Origin of the sequence: Polaribacter sp. KT25b (genome assembly GCF_900105145.1) — a bacterium.
GTDB lineage: Bacteria > Bacteroidota > Bacteroidia > Flavobacteriales > Flavobacteriaceae > Polaribacter.
This window is the reverse complement of sequence record NZ_LT629752.1, coordinates 2,438,285-2,457,629: the sequence shown is the minus strand read 5'-3', so window position 1 is coordinate 2,457,629 and position 19,345 is coordinate 2,438,285. Positions and strand designations below refer to the sequence as shown.

General features: G+C 27.3%; 16 protein-coding genes. 4 read left to right on the top strand and 12 right to left on the bottom strand.

Features of this window, described 5'->3' with window-relative positions; translation table 11 throughout:
• Positions 1–63: 63 nt before the first annotated feature.
• The 6 genes from BLT70_RS17520 to dnaN form a co-directional block, all read right to left on the bottom strand.
• Positions 64–186 carry a hypothetical protein gene (locus BLT70_RS17520; protein WP_302847791.1) on the bottom strand — a complete coding sequence of 41 codons (123 nt, stop codon included), beginning with the start codon at positions 184–186 and terminating at the stop codon, positions 64–66.
• A 114-nt stretch (positions 187–300) separates the two neighbouring features.
• A complete protein-coding gene (locus tag BLT70_RS10605; protein WP_091894235.1) occupies positions 301–2,034 on the bottom strand; it encodes a hypothetical protein in 1,734 nt (577 codons plus the stop codon).
• 15 nt (positions 2,035–2,049) lie between these two features.
• Positions 2,050–3,267 carry a DUF4249 domain-containing protein gene (locus BLT70_RS10600; protein WP_091894233.1) on the bottom strand — a complete coding sequence of 406 codons (1,218 nt, stop codon included), beginning with the start codon at positions 3,265–3,267 and terminating at the stop codon, positions 2,050–2,052.
• A gap of 6 nt (positions 3,268–3,273) precedes the next feature.
• Positions 3,274–6,021 (bottom strand): TonB-dependent siderophore receptor, encoded by a 2,748-nt coding sequence (locus tag BLT70_RS10595; RefSeq protein WP_091897620.1) that lies wholly within the window; start codon positions 6,019–6,021, stop codon positions 3,274–3,276.
• Positions 6,022–6,027: 6 nt separating this feature from the next.
• Positions 6,028–6,711 carry a hypothetical protein gene (locus BLT70_RS10590; RefSeq protein ID WP_091894231.1) on the bottom strand — a complete coding sequence of 228 codons (684 nt, stop codon included), beginning with the start codon at positions 6,709–6,711 and terminating at the stop codon, positions 6,028–6,030.
• Between the two features lie 198 nt (positions 6,712–6,909).
• Positions 6,910–8,028 carry a DNA polymerase III subunit beta gene (gene dnaN, locus BLT70_RS10585; RefSeq protein ID WP_091894229.1) on the bottom strand — a complete coding sequence of 373 codons (1,119 nt, stop codon included), beginning with the start codon at positions 8,026–8,028 and terminating at the stop codon, positions 6,910–6,912.
• A 177-nt stretch (positions 8,029–8,205) separates the two neighbouring features.
• Here dnaN and BLT70_RS10580 point away from each other — a divergent pair, with 177 nt between their 5' ends.
• The 3 genes from BLT70_RS10580 (at position 8,206) to BLT70_RS10570 (ending at position 13,655) form a co-directional block, all read left to right on the top strand.
• Positions 8,206–10,725, top strand: coding sequence for a PIG-L family deacetylase (locus tag BLT70_RS10580; RefSeq protein WP_091894227.1), 2,520 nt, complete (start codon positions 8,206–8,208; stop codon positions 10,723–10,725).
• A 224-nt stretch (positions 10,726–10,949) separates the two neighbouring features.
• Positions 10,950–12,677: a sodium:solute symporter gene (locus tag BLT70_RS10575; protein ID WP_091894225.1), complete on the top strand. Its 1,728-nt coding sequence runs from the start codon at positions 10,950–10,952 to the stop codon at positions 12,675–12,677.
• Between the two features lie 3 nt (positions 12,678–12,680).
• Positions 12,681–13,655 carry a Gfo/Idh/MocA family protein gene (locus BLT70_RS10570; protein WP_091894223.1) on the top strand — a complete coding sequence of 325 codons (975 nt, stop codon included), beginning with the start codon at positions 12,681–12,683 and terminating at the stop codon, positions 13,653–13,655.
• A 349-nt stretch (positions 13,656–14,004) separates the two neighbouring features.
• Here the strand turns inward: BLT70_RS10570 and BLT70_RS10565 are convergent, their stop codons facing one another.
• The 3 genes from BLT70_RS10565 to BLT70_RS10555 form a co-directional block, all read right to left on the bottom strand.
• Positions 14,005–14,232 carry a hypothetical protein gene (locus BLT70_RS10565; protein ID WP_091894221.1) on the bottom strand — a complete coding sequence of 76 codons (228 nt, stop codon included), beginning with the start codon at positions 14,230–14,232 and terminating at the stop codon, positions 14,005–14,007.
• A 21-nt stretch (positions 14,233–14,253) separates the two neighbouring features.
• Positions 14,254–14,616 (bottom strand): RDD family protein, encoded by a 363-nt coding sequence (locus BLT70_RS10560; RefSeq protein WP_091894219.1) that lies wholly within the window; start codon positions 14,614–14,616, stop codon positions 14,254–14,256.
• A gap of 156 nt (positions 14,617–14,772) precedes the next feature.
• Positions 14,773–15,300 carry a DUF2911 domain-containing protein gene (locus BLT70_RS10555; protein ID WP_091894217.1) on the bottom strand — a complete coding sequence of 176 codons (528 nt, stop codon included), beginning with the start codon at positions 15,298–15,300 and terminating at the stop codon, positions 14,773–14,775.
• Positions 15,301–15,410: 110 nt separating this feature from the next.
• Here BLT70_RS10555 and BLT70_RS10550 point away from each other — a divergent pair, with 110 nt between their 5' ends.
• A complete protein-coding gene (locus BLT70_RS10550; protein ID WP_091894215.1) occupies positions 15,411–16,172 on the top strand; it encodes an NAD(P)H-binding protein in 762 nt (253 codons plus the stop codon).
• A 272-nt stretch (positions 16,173–16,444) separates the two neighbouring features.
• On the opposite strand, the gene gldG is transcribed toward BLT70_RS10550, so the two are convergent.
• The 3 genes from gldG to BLT70_RS10535 are packed head-to-tail and all read right to left on the bottom strand — an operon-like array spanning position 16,445 to position 19,345.
• Positions 16,445–18,085 carry a gliding motility-associated ABC transporter substrate-binding protein GldG gene (gene gldG / locus BLT70_RS10545; RefSeq protein WP_091894213.1) on the bottom strand — a complete coding sequence of 547 codons (1,641 nt, stop codon included), beginning with the start codon at positions 18,083–18,085 and terminating at the stop codon, positions 16,445–16,447.
• Positions 18,078–18,797: a gliding motility-associated ABC transporter permease subunit GldF gene (gldF, locus tag BLT70_RS10540; RefSeq protein ID WP_091894211.1), complete on the bottom strand. Its 720-nt coding sequence runs from the start codon at positions 18,795–18,797 to the stop codon at positions 18,078–18,080. The genes gldG and gldF overlap by 8 nt, the downstream gene beginning before the upstream one ends.
• Positions 18,798–18,814: 17 nt before the next feature.
• Positions 18,815–19,345: a GNAT family N-acetyltransferase gene (locus tag BLT70_RS10535; protein WP_091894209.1), complete on the bottom strand. Its 531-nt coding sequence runs from the start codon at positions 19,343–19,345 to the stop codon at positions 18,815–18,817.

The window sequence follows — 19,345 nt, the reverse complement described above, 5'->3', positions numbered from 1 at the left end:
AGTTATTATGCGTGGTTTTGTAGATCATTAGTATTTAGGATGTTTTAATTTGTAATTATTAAATTAATCTACCCAAAAAGTTGGTTTAATATTACTTCCAAGAACTGTACAATCTCCACATTTTTTTGGTACTAATTGGTATTTTCCAGGACGTAATTCTGTAGGCGAATTGTCTAAATAATACATGTAATTTCGTTTAAGAGCTTCTATTAAAGGAGAGGAAGTAGAATATTTAATAGAGTTGTAAGAAATATTAATTGTACTCGAAAAATATATTTTTTCGAGTACAATTAATTGGGTTTATTTTACATAAATCATTTTTTTAACAGATAAAGGAGTTCCTTTGGATGTAAACCCTTCTATAGATACTTCAAAATCTCCAGATACATCAGACGTGAAAAAAGAAATTTCTTGCTGATTTAAATCTAAATTTGGTTGCCATAAAAGTTGTGTTCTATAATCTGGAATTCTTTTAAAAGTATCTGAATTATTTTCATAAACTTGTGTATAATATTCTTTTGATGCTATTGGTTTTGTAATATTGGTTTCTATAACTCCTTTTGTTACAATTGGTGTATAATCTCCTTTATAGGTTTCAAATCGAATAACACCTTCGTATATTTTAGAATTAAATTTAAATATTTCTTGTGAGATAGAAATTTTGCTTACTTTTTTTGAGCTAAATTTTATTAACTCATTTGGATTTGTAATTATATAGCCATCAATTAATAAAAGCGGTGCAGAATTGTAGTTAATAGTTTTGTTGTAATCTCTTACATGAAAAGCATAATTATCTCCATTTTTGGTAACCCAAGAATTAGGAATAATTTCAACCATTGTTTCTCTTATTGTTTTAAATCTTGTATAATCGTCTAAATTTATGGTTGTAAATTTATTTTCATATACATTTTCAATAGATTTATGTGCTACAATTGGATCTTGTTTTAACTCATGAAAAGCATTTTCTATTTGAATATGCGCAGTTCTCTCTAAAATAAGATCATTAGTTTTAGTATCTATTTCAATAGGATTAAAAACAAGGTTATTTAAATTTAGACCTTTATTTTCTGTAATTTTAATAGAATACGCTTCTTTATTATCTTCTAAAACTTGGAAATATGCTTTTTCAGAATCGTATTTTTCAGAAATATTAAAATAAAATAATCCATTTTTATCGGTATTAGTAATTTTAAAAATTCCATTTTTTTGAATTAATGATAAACCAATTCTAATATTTTCAATTGAAGCATTTGTAGCTTCTATTTTTCCGCTAATTAGTTCTCCTCTAAATTCTGGTAAGTAAATAGTGTTAGTTGAATTAGAAGCTGTAGGTTTTAATTTTGATAAACTTTCTGTAAAAAGAGTAGTGTTTTGTTTTTTATTTTTCTTTATAGTATTTACTTGTCTAACAGAAACAGAGAAATCTCCAGATATTTTTTCTTTATTTTTTAAAGATAATTTAAGAACTACTTTTTGTCGTTTGCCATAAGTATCACTTTTTAAGTTTAAATCTAAAAGAGCATTGTTTTCTGTAGTTTTACCTTCTTTATTATTTGAAACTTTTTCTTCTTCAGTTTTATTTTTGATGGATATTATTTTGCCAGAAAAAGGATTTATAATTGTTACACTTTCTTGAAAAAATAAGTTATTATTTTTCATCCATTCTGTGTAACCAATTAATTTGTAATTACCAGTTTCAATTTCACTAGTAATAAAAATATCACCTTTTCCAATACCATTTGTTAATCGTATTTTTTGTTTTAGAACACTTTCTTTACGTTCATTAATTAACTCAACGTAAGCAATTTTACTTAAAGAGCTATTTGTTTTAGTAAGAGAATTAACGGTATATACTTTGTATAATAACTTTTCTCCTGTTAAAATAAAGTTGGTATTAGAGTGTATATAAATACTTTCTTGTGGTAAAGACTTAAAAGTTTCATATTCATATTCATTGTCATTTATTTTTGTTTGGCCAAAAAAATTAAATGATGCTGTAACCAGTAAAATAAATAATATTATTTTATTTTTCATGTTTGTTTTTATTTTTTAATCTATCCAAAAAGTTGGTTTAACATTACTACCTAATACTGTACAATCTCCACATTCTCTTGGTACTAAAAGGTAATTTCCAATAAGTTGTTCTGTAGGTTCTGAGTTTAGTAAATAGAAAATAGAATTTTGTTTAAGTGCATTTACTAAAGGTGATGTTTGTGGAGGTTTTTGTCCTGGAAAAGCTGCTACAGCTAATAAAGGTGGCGCTGTAATAACGCAATCAGAAATATAATCAACCTCGCCATCTGGGTAATATTCTTCATAATTAAAAAATATTCTTTTTTCTGAAACAGAAACAACTTCAAAAAAACCAATTACGTTTTCATCTATATCAGAAACAGAAGAAATATTACCAACAACTAAACCTGGTTGGTTTTGGGTAAAAATTCCTTGAGATTCAGAAAGCTTTTTTAATGTATTAAAATATGTGTAAGCTTCTAGGTTTTCTACATATTGTTTTACTAATACACTATATCTATGAGAAACTTTAAAATCATTCTTTCCTAAAAAATGTACGTTAAAATTTACATCATTTCCAGATAATAAAGTAGTTTCGGTTTGTATAATATCTGATGAATTAATTGTATTGTAACAAATTTTATTATCTACAGGATCTGTTACTAAAGCTACTTCAGAAAAAGGAAATTCATCGATAATTATTTCTAATTTTTGATTAGACCATAAAGGAGCAATAATTTTATAGGTTTCTTCATATTCATACCTATAATATTGTGCATTTTCATCTGTAGTGTTACTATTAACTACAATATTTATACCTTCTTCTCCATTAGTTTTAGTGCCTAATTTAGCTTCTAAACTATCCATTTCATTAACTCCAGCAATTTTTTGTTGTTTTGATGTATAACGTTTGCCGTCTTTTGTAGTTATTTCTAAAGTGTAATTTTTATTTAGTTCTGCTTCAAATTCATTATTTGAAACATAAATGCCATCATCTGTTTCTGTAAAGTTAAAAGAGTTATTAGAATCGTCTTTAATAACTACAATAGCGTTCGTTTCTTTTATAGAGTTTAAAGAGTCTAATTCTATAGTTCTAGATAGTTTTACAGTTTGAAATTTATATTCATTTGTTATAGTAGATTCAATAACCAAGAAGCTTTTAGATTCACTATTAGTTAGTGGAATTTCTTCTAAACAACTCGTTAATATAAAAGATGCACAAAAGAGTATTAAAAATATTTTTAATGATTTCATGAGTTCTTAAAATTTAAAATTATAGGTAATAGTTGGTATAGGTTTAGAAAAAATAGAACTTTGATATGCTTTTACTTTTCCTTCGTCTGTAACGAAAAAGACAGAATTAGGATTGTTTCTACCTAGTAAATTGTAAATAGAAATATTCCAGAAACTGTGTGTAAATTTCTTGATTTTATGATTTCCTTCAATATTAATTCCAATATCTAATCTAAAATAATCTGGAATTCTAAATTCGTTTCTATCACTATATAAAGGATATTCGTTTCCTTGATACACATATTTTCCTATCGGATATGTTACTGGTCTACCTGTTTGATATAAGAAATTAGCAGAAAAACTGTAACGTTTTGTAAACTTATAATTAGCAATAATGCTTAAGTCATGAGGTTTATCAAAATTAGCAGAAAAATAGTTTCCATTATTTATAGTTTCTTCGGCAAATTCACTGTCAAATTTTAAATAAGATCTAGAATAACTATAACTAATCCATCCATTAAGATTTCCTTCGTTTTTTCTTAATAAAAGTTCTGCTCCATAAGATTTTCCTTTACCTTGTAAAACTTCTGTTTCTATATGTTCATTTAGTAAAAATGTAGAACCAACTTTATAATCTAAAATGTTGTTGTATGTTTTATAATAGCCTTCTAAACTTAACTCATATTTATTTCCATCTAAATTTTTATAAACTCCAAGAGATGCTTGTTTAGCTTCTTGTGGTTTAATATTTAAGTCAGATAATTTCCAGGTATCTGTTGGCGATGCTGTTGTGTTATTTGAAAGCCTGTGTATATATTGATAAGTATTACTGTAACTAGCTTTTACAGAAAGGTCATCATTAAAGAAATATCTAGAAGATAATCGTAAGCTTAAGCCATTATAACTTTTATAAATTTCATTATTTTTATATTCTTTAACTTCTGTAACTGTTGCTTCATTTTTAGGTGAGTTTTCATCGTAAACTCTTTGTGTAGATTCGCCTAAAGCAGAAAAAAGAGAGTAGCGAAGACCAACATCTAAAGATAATTTTTTTGTAATTGAAAAATCATCAGAAAAGTAAAGTGCATTTTCTAAAGCTTTGTCTTCTTGAACACTAAAAGGTTCTGTTATAGAATTACCTTTTGGACTAATACTTCCAGGAGAAACATTATATAATTTAGAAGAAAAACCATAATTAAAATTATGTTTCTTAGAATGTAAATAATTCATTTTTAACTTTAAAGTAGTTTCATTTATATTATACTTTAAATTAAAATTATTATTAGAATTACTATCATAATCAATATCAAAAGAATAATCGCTATTAGATAATGAAAGGTTACCAAAGTTTTTATCATTAAATTTATGATCCCAATCTATCGTTAAAATTTTATTACCATAAGTATTTGTGGTATCAGAAGAAATACTGTATTTATCTTTACTGTAATACACCATACCATTCACACTATTTTTTTCGTTTATTTGATGGCTGTATTTTGCAAAAGCATCAACAAAAGAGGCGCTACTATTATTTAATGATTCGTTATCTATAGCATTAAGAATCCAATCAGAATATGTGCCTCTAGCGCCAACTATTAATCCAGATTTATCTTTAACAATTGGTATATCTAAGGCAATATTACTAGTTACAGGTCCAATAGAAGCTTCTCCACTAAATTTTTTTGTAGTACTGTTTTTGGTTGTAATTTCAAATACAGAAGATATTCTACCTCCATATTCTGCAGGAATACTTCCTTTATAAACATTAAGGTTTTTAGTAACAAACGGGTTTACCGCAGAAAATAAACCTAAAAAGTGTGTTGGATTGTAAAGAACACTATTGTCTAACAAAAATAAATTTTGATCTGTTTTTCCACCTCTAACATTAACTCCGTCAGAACCTTCTCCAGAACTTTTTATACCAGGTAGTGTTGTCGCTACTTTTAAAATATCTCTTTCACCTAGTACTTGAGGCACTGTTTTTATGTTTTCTATTTTTATTTGAACCAAACCAGAGCTAACACTTTTAATATTGTTTTTAACATCTGCTTGAATAATAATTTCTCCTAATTGTTCTAAAGTTTCATTTAATTTAAAATTATAAGTTCCATTATCATACATTATAATTTTATATTTAGAATTTTCAATTCCAGATAAAACAGTTTCGATATAATTTATACCAAAAGGAAGTTTTATACTAAAATAACCTTTGTTATTTGTTGTGGTATAAATATTTTTATCTCTTTCTAGTAATATTAAACCATCTATAGCTTCATTCGTATTTATTTTTTTAACATAACCAGAAAGAGTATAAAATTTTTGGTTTTTGTCTACTTTTTCACGTCCAATAACAATCGTTTTAGTATTGTCGTTTTGTGTGTTATTTTCATCTAAAAGAATTGGTCCATTTCTTTCTACAATATTTTCATTTAGCGTTTCATTTACTTTATTGTCTTTATATATGCTAGAATGAATTCTGCTATTTTTAGTTAAGATTATTTTATTTTTTTCAAATACAAAATAATTTAAATCAGAGTTTTTAAATATTACATCTAATATGTCTTGAATATTAACATTAGTAAATTTTTTTGTAATAGTTTTTTTATCTACAAACCAGTTGTCAATGAAATAAAATTGATAATTGGTGTTTTGTTCTAAAAGTTCTATGGCTTTTAATTGTGATAAATTATTGAATTCTATTGATATTTTTTCTTCTTGAGAATAAACAAAATGAACAGTAAAAAATAGTGTTATCAGTAATAGTGATTTCTTCATAACCATCTATGTAAGGGAGTTTGATGTTAATACCGTTAATAATTCTTTCATAAAAATATCTGGGGAGGTTTTTAATTTTTTTCTATTTTTTTTAAAAAATTTATTGATTTCTGATTTTTTAGAAGGAAACACCTTTTTCCAATCACTTTTTTCATTTGCTGGCACAAATTTATCATCAACTAGTAAAGAGTAGCTATTGTTTAAAATAAATTCATCATAATAAAAGTCGCTTTTAATACTCTTAATAACTCTTTTAGAATTCTTTTTGTAAATAACAAAGTTATTTTCTGAAAACAGTTTTTCATTAAAACCGTTATCAGCAATATTTATAAATAATTTTCCATCTGTTATAAAGCTTTTTATTTTGGTTTTATCTAAAATAGTAGAATAATTTTCGTGATAAGACTTAATTTTAAAAATAAGATCATCTTTATAAATGTCATATTTTAGTGGAATATTATAGTATGTTTGACCGTTATAGTTAATTGTAGAGGCGTAAAATTTGTCGTCAATTAAAAATTGTGAATTGTCTTTTAGAGTTCTAAATTTTTCAATATATCTAATTCCTATATTGATGTCTAAGTTTTTTTTGCCAATAATAGAGTCAAACCAAACTAAAGCATCTTTTTCGCTTGTTTGACAAAAGGAATTAATAGGATATAAGAGTAGGAGTAGAATTACTTTTTTCATTTAAAAAGAGTGCTTTTGTTAGTGTTTATTTGGTTGATTTGAATGATTCAAAGTTGACTAAAAAAAACAAATGCTAAATAAAAAAATGTGTTAAGATAAAGTTAAAAAATATTAAAAACCGCAATATTCTTAATGATAGCTTAAGAACATTGCGGTTTTTTAGGTGTTATTGTAATTTTGATGAATAAACTGTAAAGTTTAACTATTCAGCATTACAGGCATTACAAGCATTGTAACTTGCTCACCTTCATCTGTTCCGTCGATAGGAGTTAAAATTCCGGCTCTGTTTGGTAAAGACATTTCAATTAAAACTTCGTTAGAATTTAGGTTGTTTAACATTTCGCTTAAAAAACGAGAATTAAATCCAATTTGCATATCATCACCTTGATAATCGCAGCTTAAACGTTCGTCTGCTTTGTTAGAAAAATCTATATCTTCAGCAGAAATATTTAATTCTGTTCCTGCCATTTTTAAACGAATTTGATGCGTTGTTTTACTAGAAAAAATAGAAACACGTCTCACAGAGTTTAAGAAAGAAGCTCTATCAACTGTTAATTTATTTGGGTTTTCTTTAGGAATTACCGCTTCGTAATTAGGATATTTTCCGTCAATTAAACGACAAACTAAAACGATATTATCAAATGTAAATTTAGCATTAGCATCATTATATTCGATGGTAACTTCGCTTTCAGAACCACCTAAAATTCCTTTTAATAAGTTTAAAGGTTTTTTTGGCATAATAAATTCTGCCGTTTGTTCTGCGGTAACATCAGTTCTAGAATATTTTACTAATTTATGAGCATCTGTAGCAACAAAAGTTAAACTTTGTGAACTAAATTGAAAGAAAACTCCACTCATTACTGGGCGTAAATCATCATTTCCTGCAGCAAAAATTGTTTTTGAAATTGCAGTTCCTAAAATATGACCAGGAATTATCGTTTTACTTGGCGATGGTAAAGTTACGGCTTTTGGAAACTCGTCTCCACCAAAATAAGCCATGTCATATTTACCTTGATCAGAACTAATTTCAATAGTATTATCGCCTTCTGTTTTAAAAGTTAAAGGTTGATCTGGAAATGTTTTTAAAGTATCTAATAATAAACGAGCAGAAACAGCAATAGAACCAGTGCTGTCAGATTCTACATCAATTACAGAACTCATTGTTGTTTCTAAATCTGATGCAGATACTTTTAACTGATTTGTAGAAATTTCAAATAAAAAGTTATCTAAAATTGGTAAAGTGTTGTTGCTATTTATAACGCCTCCTAAAACTTGTAATTGCTTTAATAATTGCGAACTTGATACAATAAATTTCATTTAATTTCTTTTCTTGATTCGAATTACAAATATATTCTAAAAAAGTGACTTTAAAAATTAATTTATCAACAGCTTATTTCTACTTTGTTAATGAATATGAAAACGTTATAATTATGTTAATAGATGAAGTTTTAGGACATAAAAAAGTTATTTTTGTTCGATTATCAAATCAAACAAATGAAAAAAATATTCTTTTTTAGCCTTGCCTTTTTACTGATTTCAATTACCGTTTTTGCTCAAAAACCTAAGAAATTAACTTCTAACGAAATTTATCAGAAGGTACAAAAACTTAACTTTTTAGGAACAGCTTTGTATATAGCAGCACATCCAGATGACGAAAATACACGTTTAATAGCATATTTAGCAAATACTATTAAAGCTAGAACTGGTTATTTATCAATTACTAGAGGAGACGGTGGTCAGAATTTAATTGGTTCAGAAATTAGAGAATTGTTAGGAGTTATTAGAACTCAAGAATTATTGGCAGCTAGAAATATTGACGGTGGCGAACAGTTTTTTACAAGAGCAAATGATTTTGGATATTCTAAACATCCAGATGAAACTTTAGAAATTTGGGACAAAGACAAAGTTTTAAGTGATGTTGTTTGGGCAATTAGAACGTTTAAACCAGATGTAATTATTAATAGATTTAATGACAAAACACCAGGTACAACGCATGGTCATCATACAACTTCTGCAATATTAAGTGTAGAAGCTTTTGATTTGGCAAAAGATACAACTCAGTTTGTAAGTCAATTAAAATACACGAATGTTTGGGCACCAAAAAGATTGTTTTTTAACACTTCTTCGTGGTTTTATAAAACTCAAGAAGAGTTTGATGCGGCTACAAAAGGAAAGTTAACTTCTTTTGATGTTGGTGCATATTATCCTTTAAAAGGTGTTTCTAATAATGAGTTAGCGTCAATAGCGAGTAGCCAACATTTAAGTCAGGGTTTTGGACGATTAACTTCTAGAGGCGAACAAAAAGAATATGTAGCATTTTTAAAAGGAGAACCTTTAAAAGATAAAAACGATATTTTTTCTGGAATTAATACAACTTGGAATCGTATAGATAATGGAGGAGAAATTGGCGATATTTTATATGATGTTGAGAAAGATTTTGATTTTGTAAATCCGTCTAAACATTTACCAAAATTGATGGAGGCTTATAAATTAATTCAGAAATTAGAAGATGCTCATTGGCGCGCAATTAAAGAAAAACAAATTAAAGAAATTATTGAAGCTTGCGCAGGTTTGTATTTAGAAGCTTCTGCAATTAGTTCGTCTGGAACGCCAAATTCTTCAATTGAAGTTGATTTTGAAATCTTAAATAGAAGTAATATTCCTATGCAATTAACGTCAATTACATCAACGATTGATAAAAATATTATTTATAAAGGTTTTGAATTATCAGAAAATAAAAAGTTTAATTTTAAAGAACATATTCTATTAAAAACAAATGAATTTTCTGATCCTTATTGGTTAAAAAACGAACCTTCTTTAGGTATGTATACTGTAGAAAATCAGCAATTAATAGGTAAACCAGAAACACCAAGAATTGTTAAAGTTGATTTTAATCTTATTATAAATTATATGACAATTACAATTACCAAAGATGTAATTGTAAGATATGCAGAAAGAGATAAAGGAGAAATTTATGAGCCTTTTGAAATTTTACCAAAAATTACAACAAGAATAAAAAACAAAGTACTTATTTTTTCTGATAGTATTCCTAAAAAAATTAGTGTAGAAGTTAGAGCAGGTGCTAGCTATATAAACGGAAAGGTGAGTTTAGAGGTTCCTGAAAATTGGAGTGTTTCACCAAAAGAAATTAATTTTGGCATTGCACAAAAAAATGATATAAAAACGGTTTCTTTTGTAGTAAGTCCTCCAAACAATAAATCTGAAGGTAAGTTGAAGGTGATTGCAACATCCGAAGGTAAAACCTATGATAAAGAATTGGTCGAAATTAATTACACTCACATTCCTAAACAAACTGTTTTATTAAATTCTGAAGCAAAAATTGTTCGTTTAAATATAGAAAAGGCAGGTAATTATATTGGATATATAAATGGTGCTGGAGATGCAGTTCCAGAAAGTTTAAGACAAATTGGTTATACTGTTGACGAGATAAATCCATTAGAAATAAATGAAAATAATTTATTAAAATTTGATGCAATTGTTTTAGGAATTAGAGCTTATAATGTGGTTGATGAATTAAAATTTAAACAAAAATTCTTGTTAGATTATGTTAAAAAAGGAGGAAACATGATTGTGCAATATAACACTAATAGAGGTGTAGATATAAAAGCACCTTATCCTTTAAAATTGTCTAGAGATAGAGTTACAGATGAATTAGCAGAAGTTGGAACGTTTGATGATACACAAGAAGTTTTAAACTATCCAAATAAAATTACTAGCGAAGATTTTAAAGGTTGGGTTCAAGAAAGAGGTTTGTATTTTCCTAATTCTTGGAGTCAAGAATACACGCCAATTTTTTATATGAACGACAAAGGAGAAACGCCTAAATATGGAAGTTTGTTAATTGCAAAATATGGTAAAGGAAACTATATTTATACTGGTTTAAGTTTCTTTAGAGAATTGCCTGCTGGTGTTTCTGGTGCTTATAAACTTTTTGCAAATATGTTGTCTGTTAAAAAAAGAGAGATTGAAATAAAAGCAGAAGTTAAAAAATAATGACAACCTAAAGTAGATATATTTAGCCCTGATTGAAACGACATCCTTTTTGCTTTTTTTGCAAAAAGATATAGTGGAAAGCAGGAAATAGCTTCAAAAAAAAATCACATAAAATGAAAGAACAAAAATATATTTGGAAAAAAGAGTACAGTTTTGTGTTGATTGCAAATATTGTATATATAATTATTTTCTTTTTTATCACTAATTATTTTACGGTTTAATTGATGGAAATTGCAAGTAAATTACATTATGTAGACTGGGTGATTCTTTCGGTAACTTTATTATTTATAGTTGTTTACGGTACGTATGTTACCAGAAAAAATAGCAACGTAACCGATTATATAAAAGGTGGAAGTGATAGTAAATGGTGGACAATTGGTTTGTCTGTGATGGCAACACAAGCTAGCGCAATTACGTTTTTATCAACTCCAGGACAAGCATTTCATAGCGGAATGGGTTTTGTGCAATTTTACTTTGGATTGCCAATTGCTATGATTATTATCTGTGTGGTTTTTATACCGATTTATCATAAATTAAAAGTTTATACAGCTTACGAGTTTTTAGAAGGAAGATTCGATTTAAAAACCAGAAGTTTAGCGGCAATTTTATTTTTAATTCAACGAGGTTTAGCTGCAGGAATAACAATTTTTGCGCCAGCAATTATTTTATCGGCAGTTTTAGGTTGGGATTTATTAACCTTGAATATTATCATTGGTTTTTTAGTAATTATTTACACCGTTTCTGGAGGAACAAAAGCAGTAAATGTTACTCAAAAACAACAAATGATCATTATTTTTTTAGGAATGTTGATTGCCTTTTTTATGATTATGAGTCAGCTTCCAGAAAATATTACGTTTACAAAAGCTTTAGAAATTGCAGGCGCAAGTAATAAAATGAAAGTGTTAGATTTCTCTTTTGATTTGAGTAATAGATACACCGTTTGGACGGGAATTTTAGGTGGAACATTTTTAATGCTTTCTTATTTTGGAACAGATCAAAGCCAAGTTCAGCGTTATTTATCGGGTAAATCTGTTAGAGAAAGTCAGTTAGGTTTAATTTTTAACGGATTATTAAAAGTGCCAATGCAGTTTTTTATTTTGTTAATTGGTGTAATGGTTTTTGTGTTTTATCAATTTAATCCATCTCCATTAAATTTTAATCCTGGCGCAAATGAGGAAGTCTTAAATTCTAAATATGCAAAAGAATATCAACAATTAGAGTTAAAACATATTAATATTGAAAACACTAAAAAAGCAATTTTTGCTGATGGTTTTCAGATAGCCGAAAAACAACAAATTCAAGAATTAAATACTGAAGATTTAAAAATTAAAGAAGCTGCAAAAAAAATTATCAATAAGATTGATGAAGAAAACGACCTTAAAAAAATAGAGTCTAATGATAAAGATTATGTGTTTATTCATTTTATATTAAATAATTTACCAAGAGGATTAATCGGACTTTTATTGGCGGTAATTTTATCTGCAGCAATGTCCTCTACCGCATCAGAATTAAATGCATTGGCAAGCACAACTGCTATCGATTTATACAAGCGAAATGTAAAGGAAGAAAAAAGCGAAGAACATTATGTAAAAGCATCAAAATGGTTTACACTAGGTTGGGGAATTATTGCAATTTCTGTAGCGTGTATTGCTAATTTATTTGATAATTTAATTCAGTTAGTAAATATTATTGGTTCTATTTTTTATGGAAATGTGTTGGGTATTTTCTTGCTTGCATTTTTTGTTAAATTTGTAAAAGGAAATGCCGTCTTTGTTGCTGCTTTAATTACTCAAATTTTAATTATTTTAGTTTGGTATTTAGATTGGTTGCCATATTTATGGTTAAATTTATTAGGATGTGCTTTGGTAATGGGAATTGCAATTGTATTGCAGTTTTTTATTCCTTCAAATAACAATACGAGTGATAATTTAGAAACTATAGAAATTGAGTAAATTATGGAAAAAAGAAAAATACGTTGGGGAATTATCGGACTTGGAAAAATAGCAAATAAATTTGCTACAGATTTAGCAACTTTAGAAAATACTGAATTAGTAGCTGTTGCTTCTAGAAATTTGCAAAATGCTAATGAATTTGCAGAGAAACACAACGCGAAAAAAGCCTATAATTCTTATGAAGCTTTGGCAAAAGATGCTGATGTAGATGCAGTTTATATTGCTACACCACATAGTTTTCATAAAGAACATTCTATACTTTGTTTACAGCATAAAAAAGCGGTTTTGTGCGAAAAACCTTTTGCAATGAATTTGCAAGAAGTAATAGAAATGATTGCGGTTGCCAAAGAACATAATATATTGTTAATGGAAGCTTTATGGACATTCTTTTTGCCACATTTTAAATATGTTTTAGAGATTGTAAAAAGTGAAAAATTCGGAAAAATTAAAAGCTTAGAAGCAGATTTTGGTTTTCATCCTATTTATGATGAAAATAGTAGAGTTTTTAAAAAAGAAGTTGGTGGTGGAAGTTTGTTAGATATTGGAATTTATCCAATTTTTGCAGCATTATCAACTTTAGGAAAACCTAATTCTATTGATGCCGAAGCAACTTTTTTTGAATCTGGAGCTGATGCTGATTGTACTATGATTTTTAATTATAAAGAAGCAAAAGCAACTTTAAAAAGTACATTGCTAGAAAATACGCCAACACATGCAATTTTTACTTTTGATAAAGCAATTGTAAAAATAAATACGCAGTTTCATGCGCCTTCAACAGTAACTATTTTAGAAAACGGAAAAGAAGAAACTATCGATTTTGGCTACAAAACCATTGGTTATAATTTTGAAACAGCACATTTTAATCAGCTTTTAAGAGACGGTAAAAAAGAAAGTGATATTATGACTTTTGAGTTCTCTAAAAACTTGATAAAAACGTTAGATAAAGTAAGAGGTATTATTGGTTTGGAGTATTCTTAATTGTGTAAATAAAGTTAAAATAACATTAATACGGTTTATAAATAATTATTTTGTGTAAATGAATTTCAAGTTCATAAAAAGTTCTCGATACAATTTTTATTACGCTACTGCTTCATAAAAATCAAAAGAACTGACACTTGAAGTTTTAATAATAAATCGTATAATTTAGTTATTAAGAATTATTTCAGAATTAGGAGTTTTATACTATATAAATTTAAGTGAAGTTGTGTGGTTTAAATATTTAACTATTTATAATAATGAAAGTTGCGTGTTTTTTTTTGAAGGTTCTTCTGTAGAGAAAATCAAACGAAATAAACACGCAACTAACTTTTAAAAGTATAAGCCTTAATTATTTTTTAGGCTTGTAAATTGCTCCAGTAGCAAAATCTACGATTAATCCAGGCCAGAAAAGTATAACATCTGCAATTAATGCTCCAACTCTTACTTCTCTTTGTTGTTCACCAGGAAGAGGTTTTCTTTTTTGATATTCTGTAACTTTTCCGCCAAAAACAGTTGCACAACTAGACATCATTAATGCAACCATTACAAGTGCAATTCCTTTTTTAATACTTTTCATTTTTTAAATTTAAGTTAATATTTATAGTTTTACTGGTTTTAATTCTGTTTTAGATAATATATCATGAATTCCGTTTGATGTGAATAAGTACGATATAAAATCAATAGGTATTAATCTTGACAAGGTTCTAATTAAGGTTTCAGAAAAATTAGGTTTTCCTCCATTTTTTTTACTAACAACTTTAGATTTCGTAATTATTTTTCCAATAGTTTGGCCGGTAGTAAATTCAAAAATGAAATAATATAGATAATATAATAGAATCATAAAGTATTTTAAGTTTTCTCTTTCAATATAATTTTTCAATAAAATAGAAAGTAAGATCACAATAATAAAAAATGTTGTAGAGTCTATTAGAAAATTAAATAATCTAGTTCGTTTCTTCATAGTTTTGTTAATCTTCAAATATTTTAAACCTTTTTAAAGTGTAAATTAGAAGTTAGCGAATTTAGTATTTTTTTAACAAAAACCAACAAGATCTTCTTTTTTAAACAAAAAAACCTCAAGTTTTCACTTGAGATTTTAAAATATTTTTTTAAAAATTTAGTTAGTTACATTAATTTGCACACCAACATACGTGCTTTCCCAAAGAAAACCTAAAACTGTACTTGTGTCTTTTAGATTATCAAATAGAATTGTAAAGTTTTCAATCGTGTCAGGAACTGGTTGTACTTCTGCAGAAACTTTTGCTGCAACTTTTGTTTCGTCCCATTTTTTTGGATTTCCCCAATTTGTAGCATCAGTATAAAAAATAACATCCCAAGATTCTTCATTAGGAATAGTGTATAAAGCATAAGTTCCTGCTTTTAAAGTTGTATCACCAACAGTAATATCTGAGCTGAAAGTTATTTTTGTGTTTTGGTTTGCACCTGTTCTCCAAACTTTTCCAAAAGGAACTAAATCACCAAAAATTGTTCTGTCTTTTACGCCTGGTCTAGAATATTCTACAGATATTGTTGATAAACCTACAGTTTGTTCAATTTTTTGAGATGGACTTGCAGGTATTTTTTTTTGTGCAGTTGTAGTGTAAGAAAGGGCAACTACAAGTAAGCTTAGTAATAATTTTTTCATGGTTTATGGTTTTTATATTTTGATAAATATATGATTTCAAAAAATGAGAATTGTTAACAAAACCTTAAATTAATGGATTGTATCTTTGCTGAAATTAAGACGATTTTTAGATGAAAAATGTGAGTGTTTTAGGTTGTGGCTGGTTAGGAAAATCATTAGCAATTTCTTTGTTAGATGAAGGATATTCGGTAAAAGGTTCAACTACATCAGAAGAAAAATTAGAACTTTTAGAACTAAATAATATTGAAGCTTATCTAGTTAATATTTCTGATTTTGAAGAGTTTGATGATTTTTTAAATTCAGATATTTTAATTATTGCAATTACATCTAAAGATATTGACGGATTTGAAAATTTGATTTCTCAAATCGAAAATTCTAGTATTCAAAAAGTAATTTTTATTAGTTCAACTTCTGTATATGGAAGATTAAATAAGGTGATGACAGAAGAAGATGAGGTTTTAAAAACTCTGTTATCAGAAATTGAAAATTTGTTTAGAGAAAACACTTTTTTCGAAACAACAATTATTCGTTTTGCTGGTTTATTTGGCGATACAAGACAACCTTCTAATTGGTTTAAAAACGGCCGAAAAATTCCGCAACCAAAAGGTTTTGTAAACATGATTCATAAAGAAGATTGTATAGAAATTATTCATGAAATTATTGCTCAAAATTGCTGGAACGAAACTTTTAATGCCTGTTCTAATCATCATCCAACGAGAAGAGAATTTTATACAATTGCTAAATTAAGCAATGATTTTGAAGTTCCAGAATTTGAAAATAATGAAGTGTATGAATGGAAAATTATCAGTTCTAAAAAAGTACAAGAAGTTTTAGATTATACTTTTATTCATGATGATTTACTTTCTATTTAAGTTGTAAATTAGCAGCGTTTAAAGTTGAAGAGTTTTATCATTCTGACGAAGTGTGAGGAAGAATCTATTTATCGATTATGTTTATAAGATAAGATTTCTCAATTGCTTAAAAAAGCTCATTTCGAAATGACAGTACGTTTGTTAGACTATAAAATTAAGAATTTGTAAGTTCGAGTGATTTTCGATTTTTTGAGAAAATTGTATCGAGAACTTTTTATTTTTGCTAAAAGCTAAAAGCTAAAAGCTAAAAGCTAAAAGCTAAAAGCTAAAAGCTAACTATACCTGCGTTTTCTAAAATAATTAAAGGCGAATCCGAAAACAAATAATAAAACTAATGGTAAAGCAACGTTTATAAATTGCCAAAAAGTTCGTTCTTTAAAAGCTTTTTGCTTATCTAGAATATTAATTTTTAAAGTCTTGTTTCTTAGTTTGATTAAACCAGTATCATCTAACAAATAATCTACCGAATTTAAAAGAAAATCTTTATTTCCAAATTCTTCATTAGTCCATTTATCTCTTGATAAATCTGTAGGTTTTCCTTTTAAAATCTGATTTTTCCCAATATCACCATCAGCAATTACAATCATTTTATTATTGATTGCATTTGCTTTAAAAAGTGAAGTTTCAAAAGGTTTTACACGGTTTTTGTAAGCCGAATTAAAATTGCCTTCTAACAAAACAGCAAACAATTGATGACCAGAAACATATTCTTTTTCTAAAGGTTCATCAGCAATAGATTGTAACTCGATAATTGTTGGCGTTCCTACTTTTTGAGTTAATGGAGAACTCAATAATAAAGGTGTTTTTTGTATATTATTTTTAAGTGTGTCAATCTGATTTGTAAATTGTAATCTTACAGGAGCAATGTTTTTTGTGATGGCATTATTTGGGTTGCCAGTAACTAAAGGATGGTAAAACCAGTTTAAATTTTGAAACTGAGTTTGGTTGCCAATTGTACCAGTTGCCAATGCAATTTTAGCAGCATATAAATCTTTAATAAGTGTTGTGTTAATTCTAATTCCGTAAGAAAACAACAAATTAGTTAGCTCTAATTCTCTTGGATATGCTAACATTTTTCCGGTTGAAAGTAAACTATCTTGATCTGCTTGTATATTGTCTATCATCCACAGAGTTTTACCGCCATTTGTAATAAATTGATCTAAAGTAAACTTCTCTTTTTCTGTAAATTTTTGAGTTGGTTTTGTAATAATTGCTAAATCAAAAGAGTTTAAATCTTGTAAAGTTTTCTGCGGATTTTTAGCAACAGAATCTAACGTAAACTTTGCTAATTTGTATTTTTTAGCAACTTCACTTAAAAAACTATATTGATAAAGGTCTTCTAATTCTCCATTTCCTTTTAAAAGTATTACTCTTTTTTGTTCTTTTTGAGTGATGGAATTTATAGCGTTACTAAAACTATATTCTAGGTTTTCAATCGCTTTTTGTAGTTGTTCTTCTTGACTTGCTACGATTGCTGTTGGCAATAAAGAAACAATTTTTGTTTGCGAATTAAAATTGATTTCTGCCCAAGGAAAAATAATTGCTTCAGATAATTTACCATTTTCTTCAACTGTTAATTGGCTTGGCATCATTCCTTTTTTAATCAAATCTTCTCGTTGATTGTCAGGATTTGCAAAATGAATAATGATGTTGCTGTTTTTTGCGGCTAATTCTTCTAAGTATTGACGCGTTTCAATTTGTAATCTTTTAAATTCTGATGGGAAATCGCCTTCTAAATATACAGTTATAAAAAGGCTTTTATCAACCTTAGAAATTATAGTTTTTGTAGTTTCAGAAAGCGTGTAACGTTGATCTTGTGTTAAATCTAAACGTTTATATACTGATTGACTGATGAAGTTTAAAGCGATTAAACCCACAATTAAAAAAGCAATGTTTCTTAGTTTCTTATTCATTTTCTAATCTTGTTTTAGTGATGAATAAAAAGAAAAAAGTGACACTTAAAAAATAAATAATGTCTCTTGTGTCGATAACTCCTCTAGAAATACTTTTAAAATGCTCGTTAATTCCAAGGTTTTTAATCGTTAAACTATCGTTGGCAAACGAAGTCGCAATAGCATCAAATCCGAAGAAAAGAAAAAATGTAATTAAAACTCCTATTATAAAAGCTACAATTTGATTTTTTGATAAAGTAGATGTAAACAAACCAATTGCGGTATAAGTTCCTGCTAAAAATAACAAACCAATATACGAGCCAATTGTGCTTCCAAAATCGATATTACCAACAGGGTTTCCTAATTTATAAACGGTAAAAACATAAATAAAAGTAGGGATAATTGCAATGATAACTAATAAAAAAGAAGCGCTGAATTTACCTAAAACAATTTGCCAATCAGATATCGGTTTTGTTTTTAAAAGTTCGATGGTTCCTGTGTTAAATTCATCAGCAAAACTTTTCATGGTAATTGCCGGAATTAGAAAAAGAAAAACCCACGGAGCTAAATAGAAAAAAGGAGTTACATCTGCAAAACCTGCATTTAAAATATTAAAATCGTCGTTAAAAATAAATAAATACAAGCCATTTATAAGCAAGAAAACACCAATTACTAAATAGGCTATTGGTGATGCAAAAAATGAGTTAAATTCTTTTTTTAAAATGGCTTTCAAAAGTGTAATTTTTTTAATTATCTAATGTTTTCAATTTTGTAAATACGATTATTTTCGAAATTTGTGTCTTTTCTTTCTGGTTGAAAATTGAAATGCTGTTTTTTTAACAACGCAATTGAAGCTGAATTATTTTTGTGTGTAAATGCTTCTACCGTTTTTAAATTCATTTTATTAAAACTAAATTCTAAAACGATATTTAAAGCTTCACTCATAATTCCCTTTTGATGAAATTCTGGTTTTAATTTATAACCAATTTCAGCATAACTTTCGTTTAAAGAAATTTGATGTAAAATAATACTTCCTATTATTTTTTGTTGATATTCTATGAGCCAAAAAATTCTATTTTTTTGTTTAAATAGAGTATCACAAAGGGCAATAAAACTTTTAGTTTCCTCAATGTTTTTAATTCTTTCTGTAAACACAAATTTATTTATTTCGTTATTAGAACGTAAAAATAAAACGTCTTGTGTATCTTTTAAAGTAGCTTTTCTTAAAAATAATCGCTCACTTTTTAAGTTTGGAAAAGATTTAAAAGAAAACAATGTCAT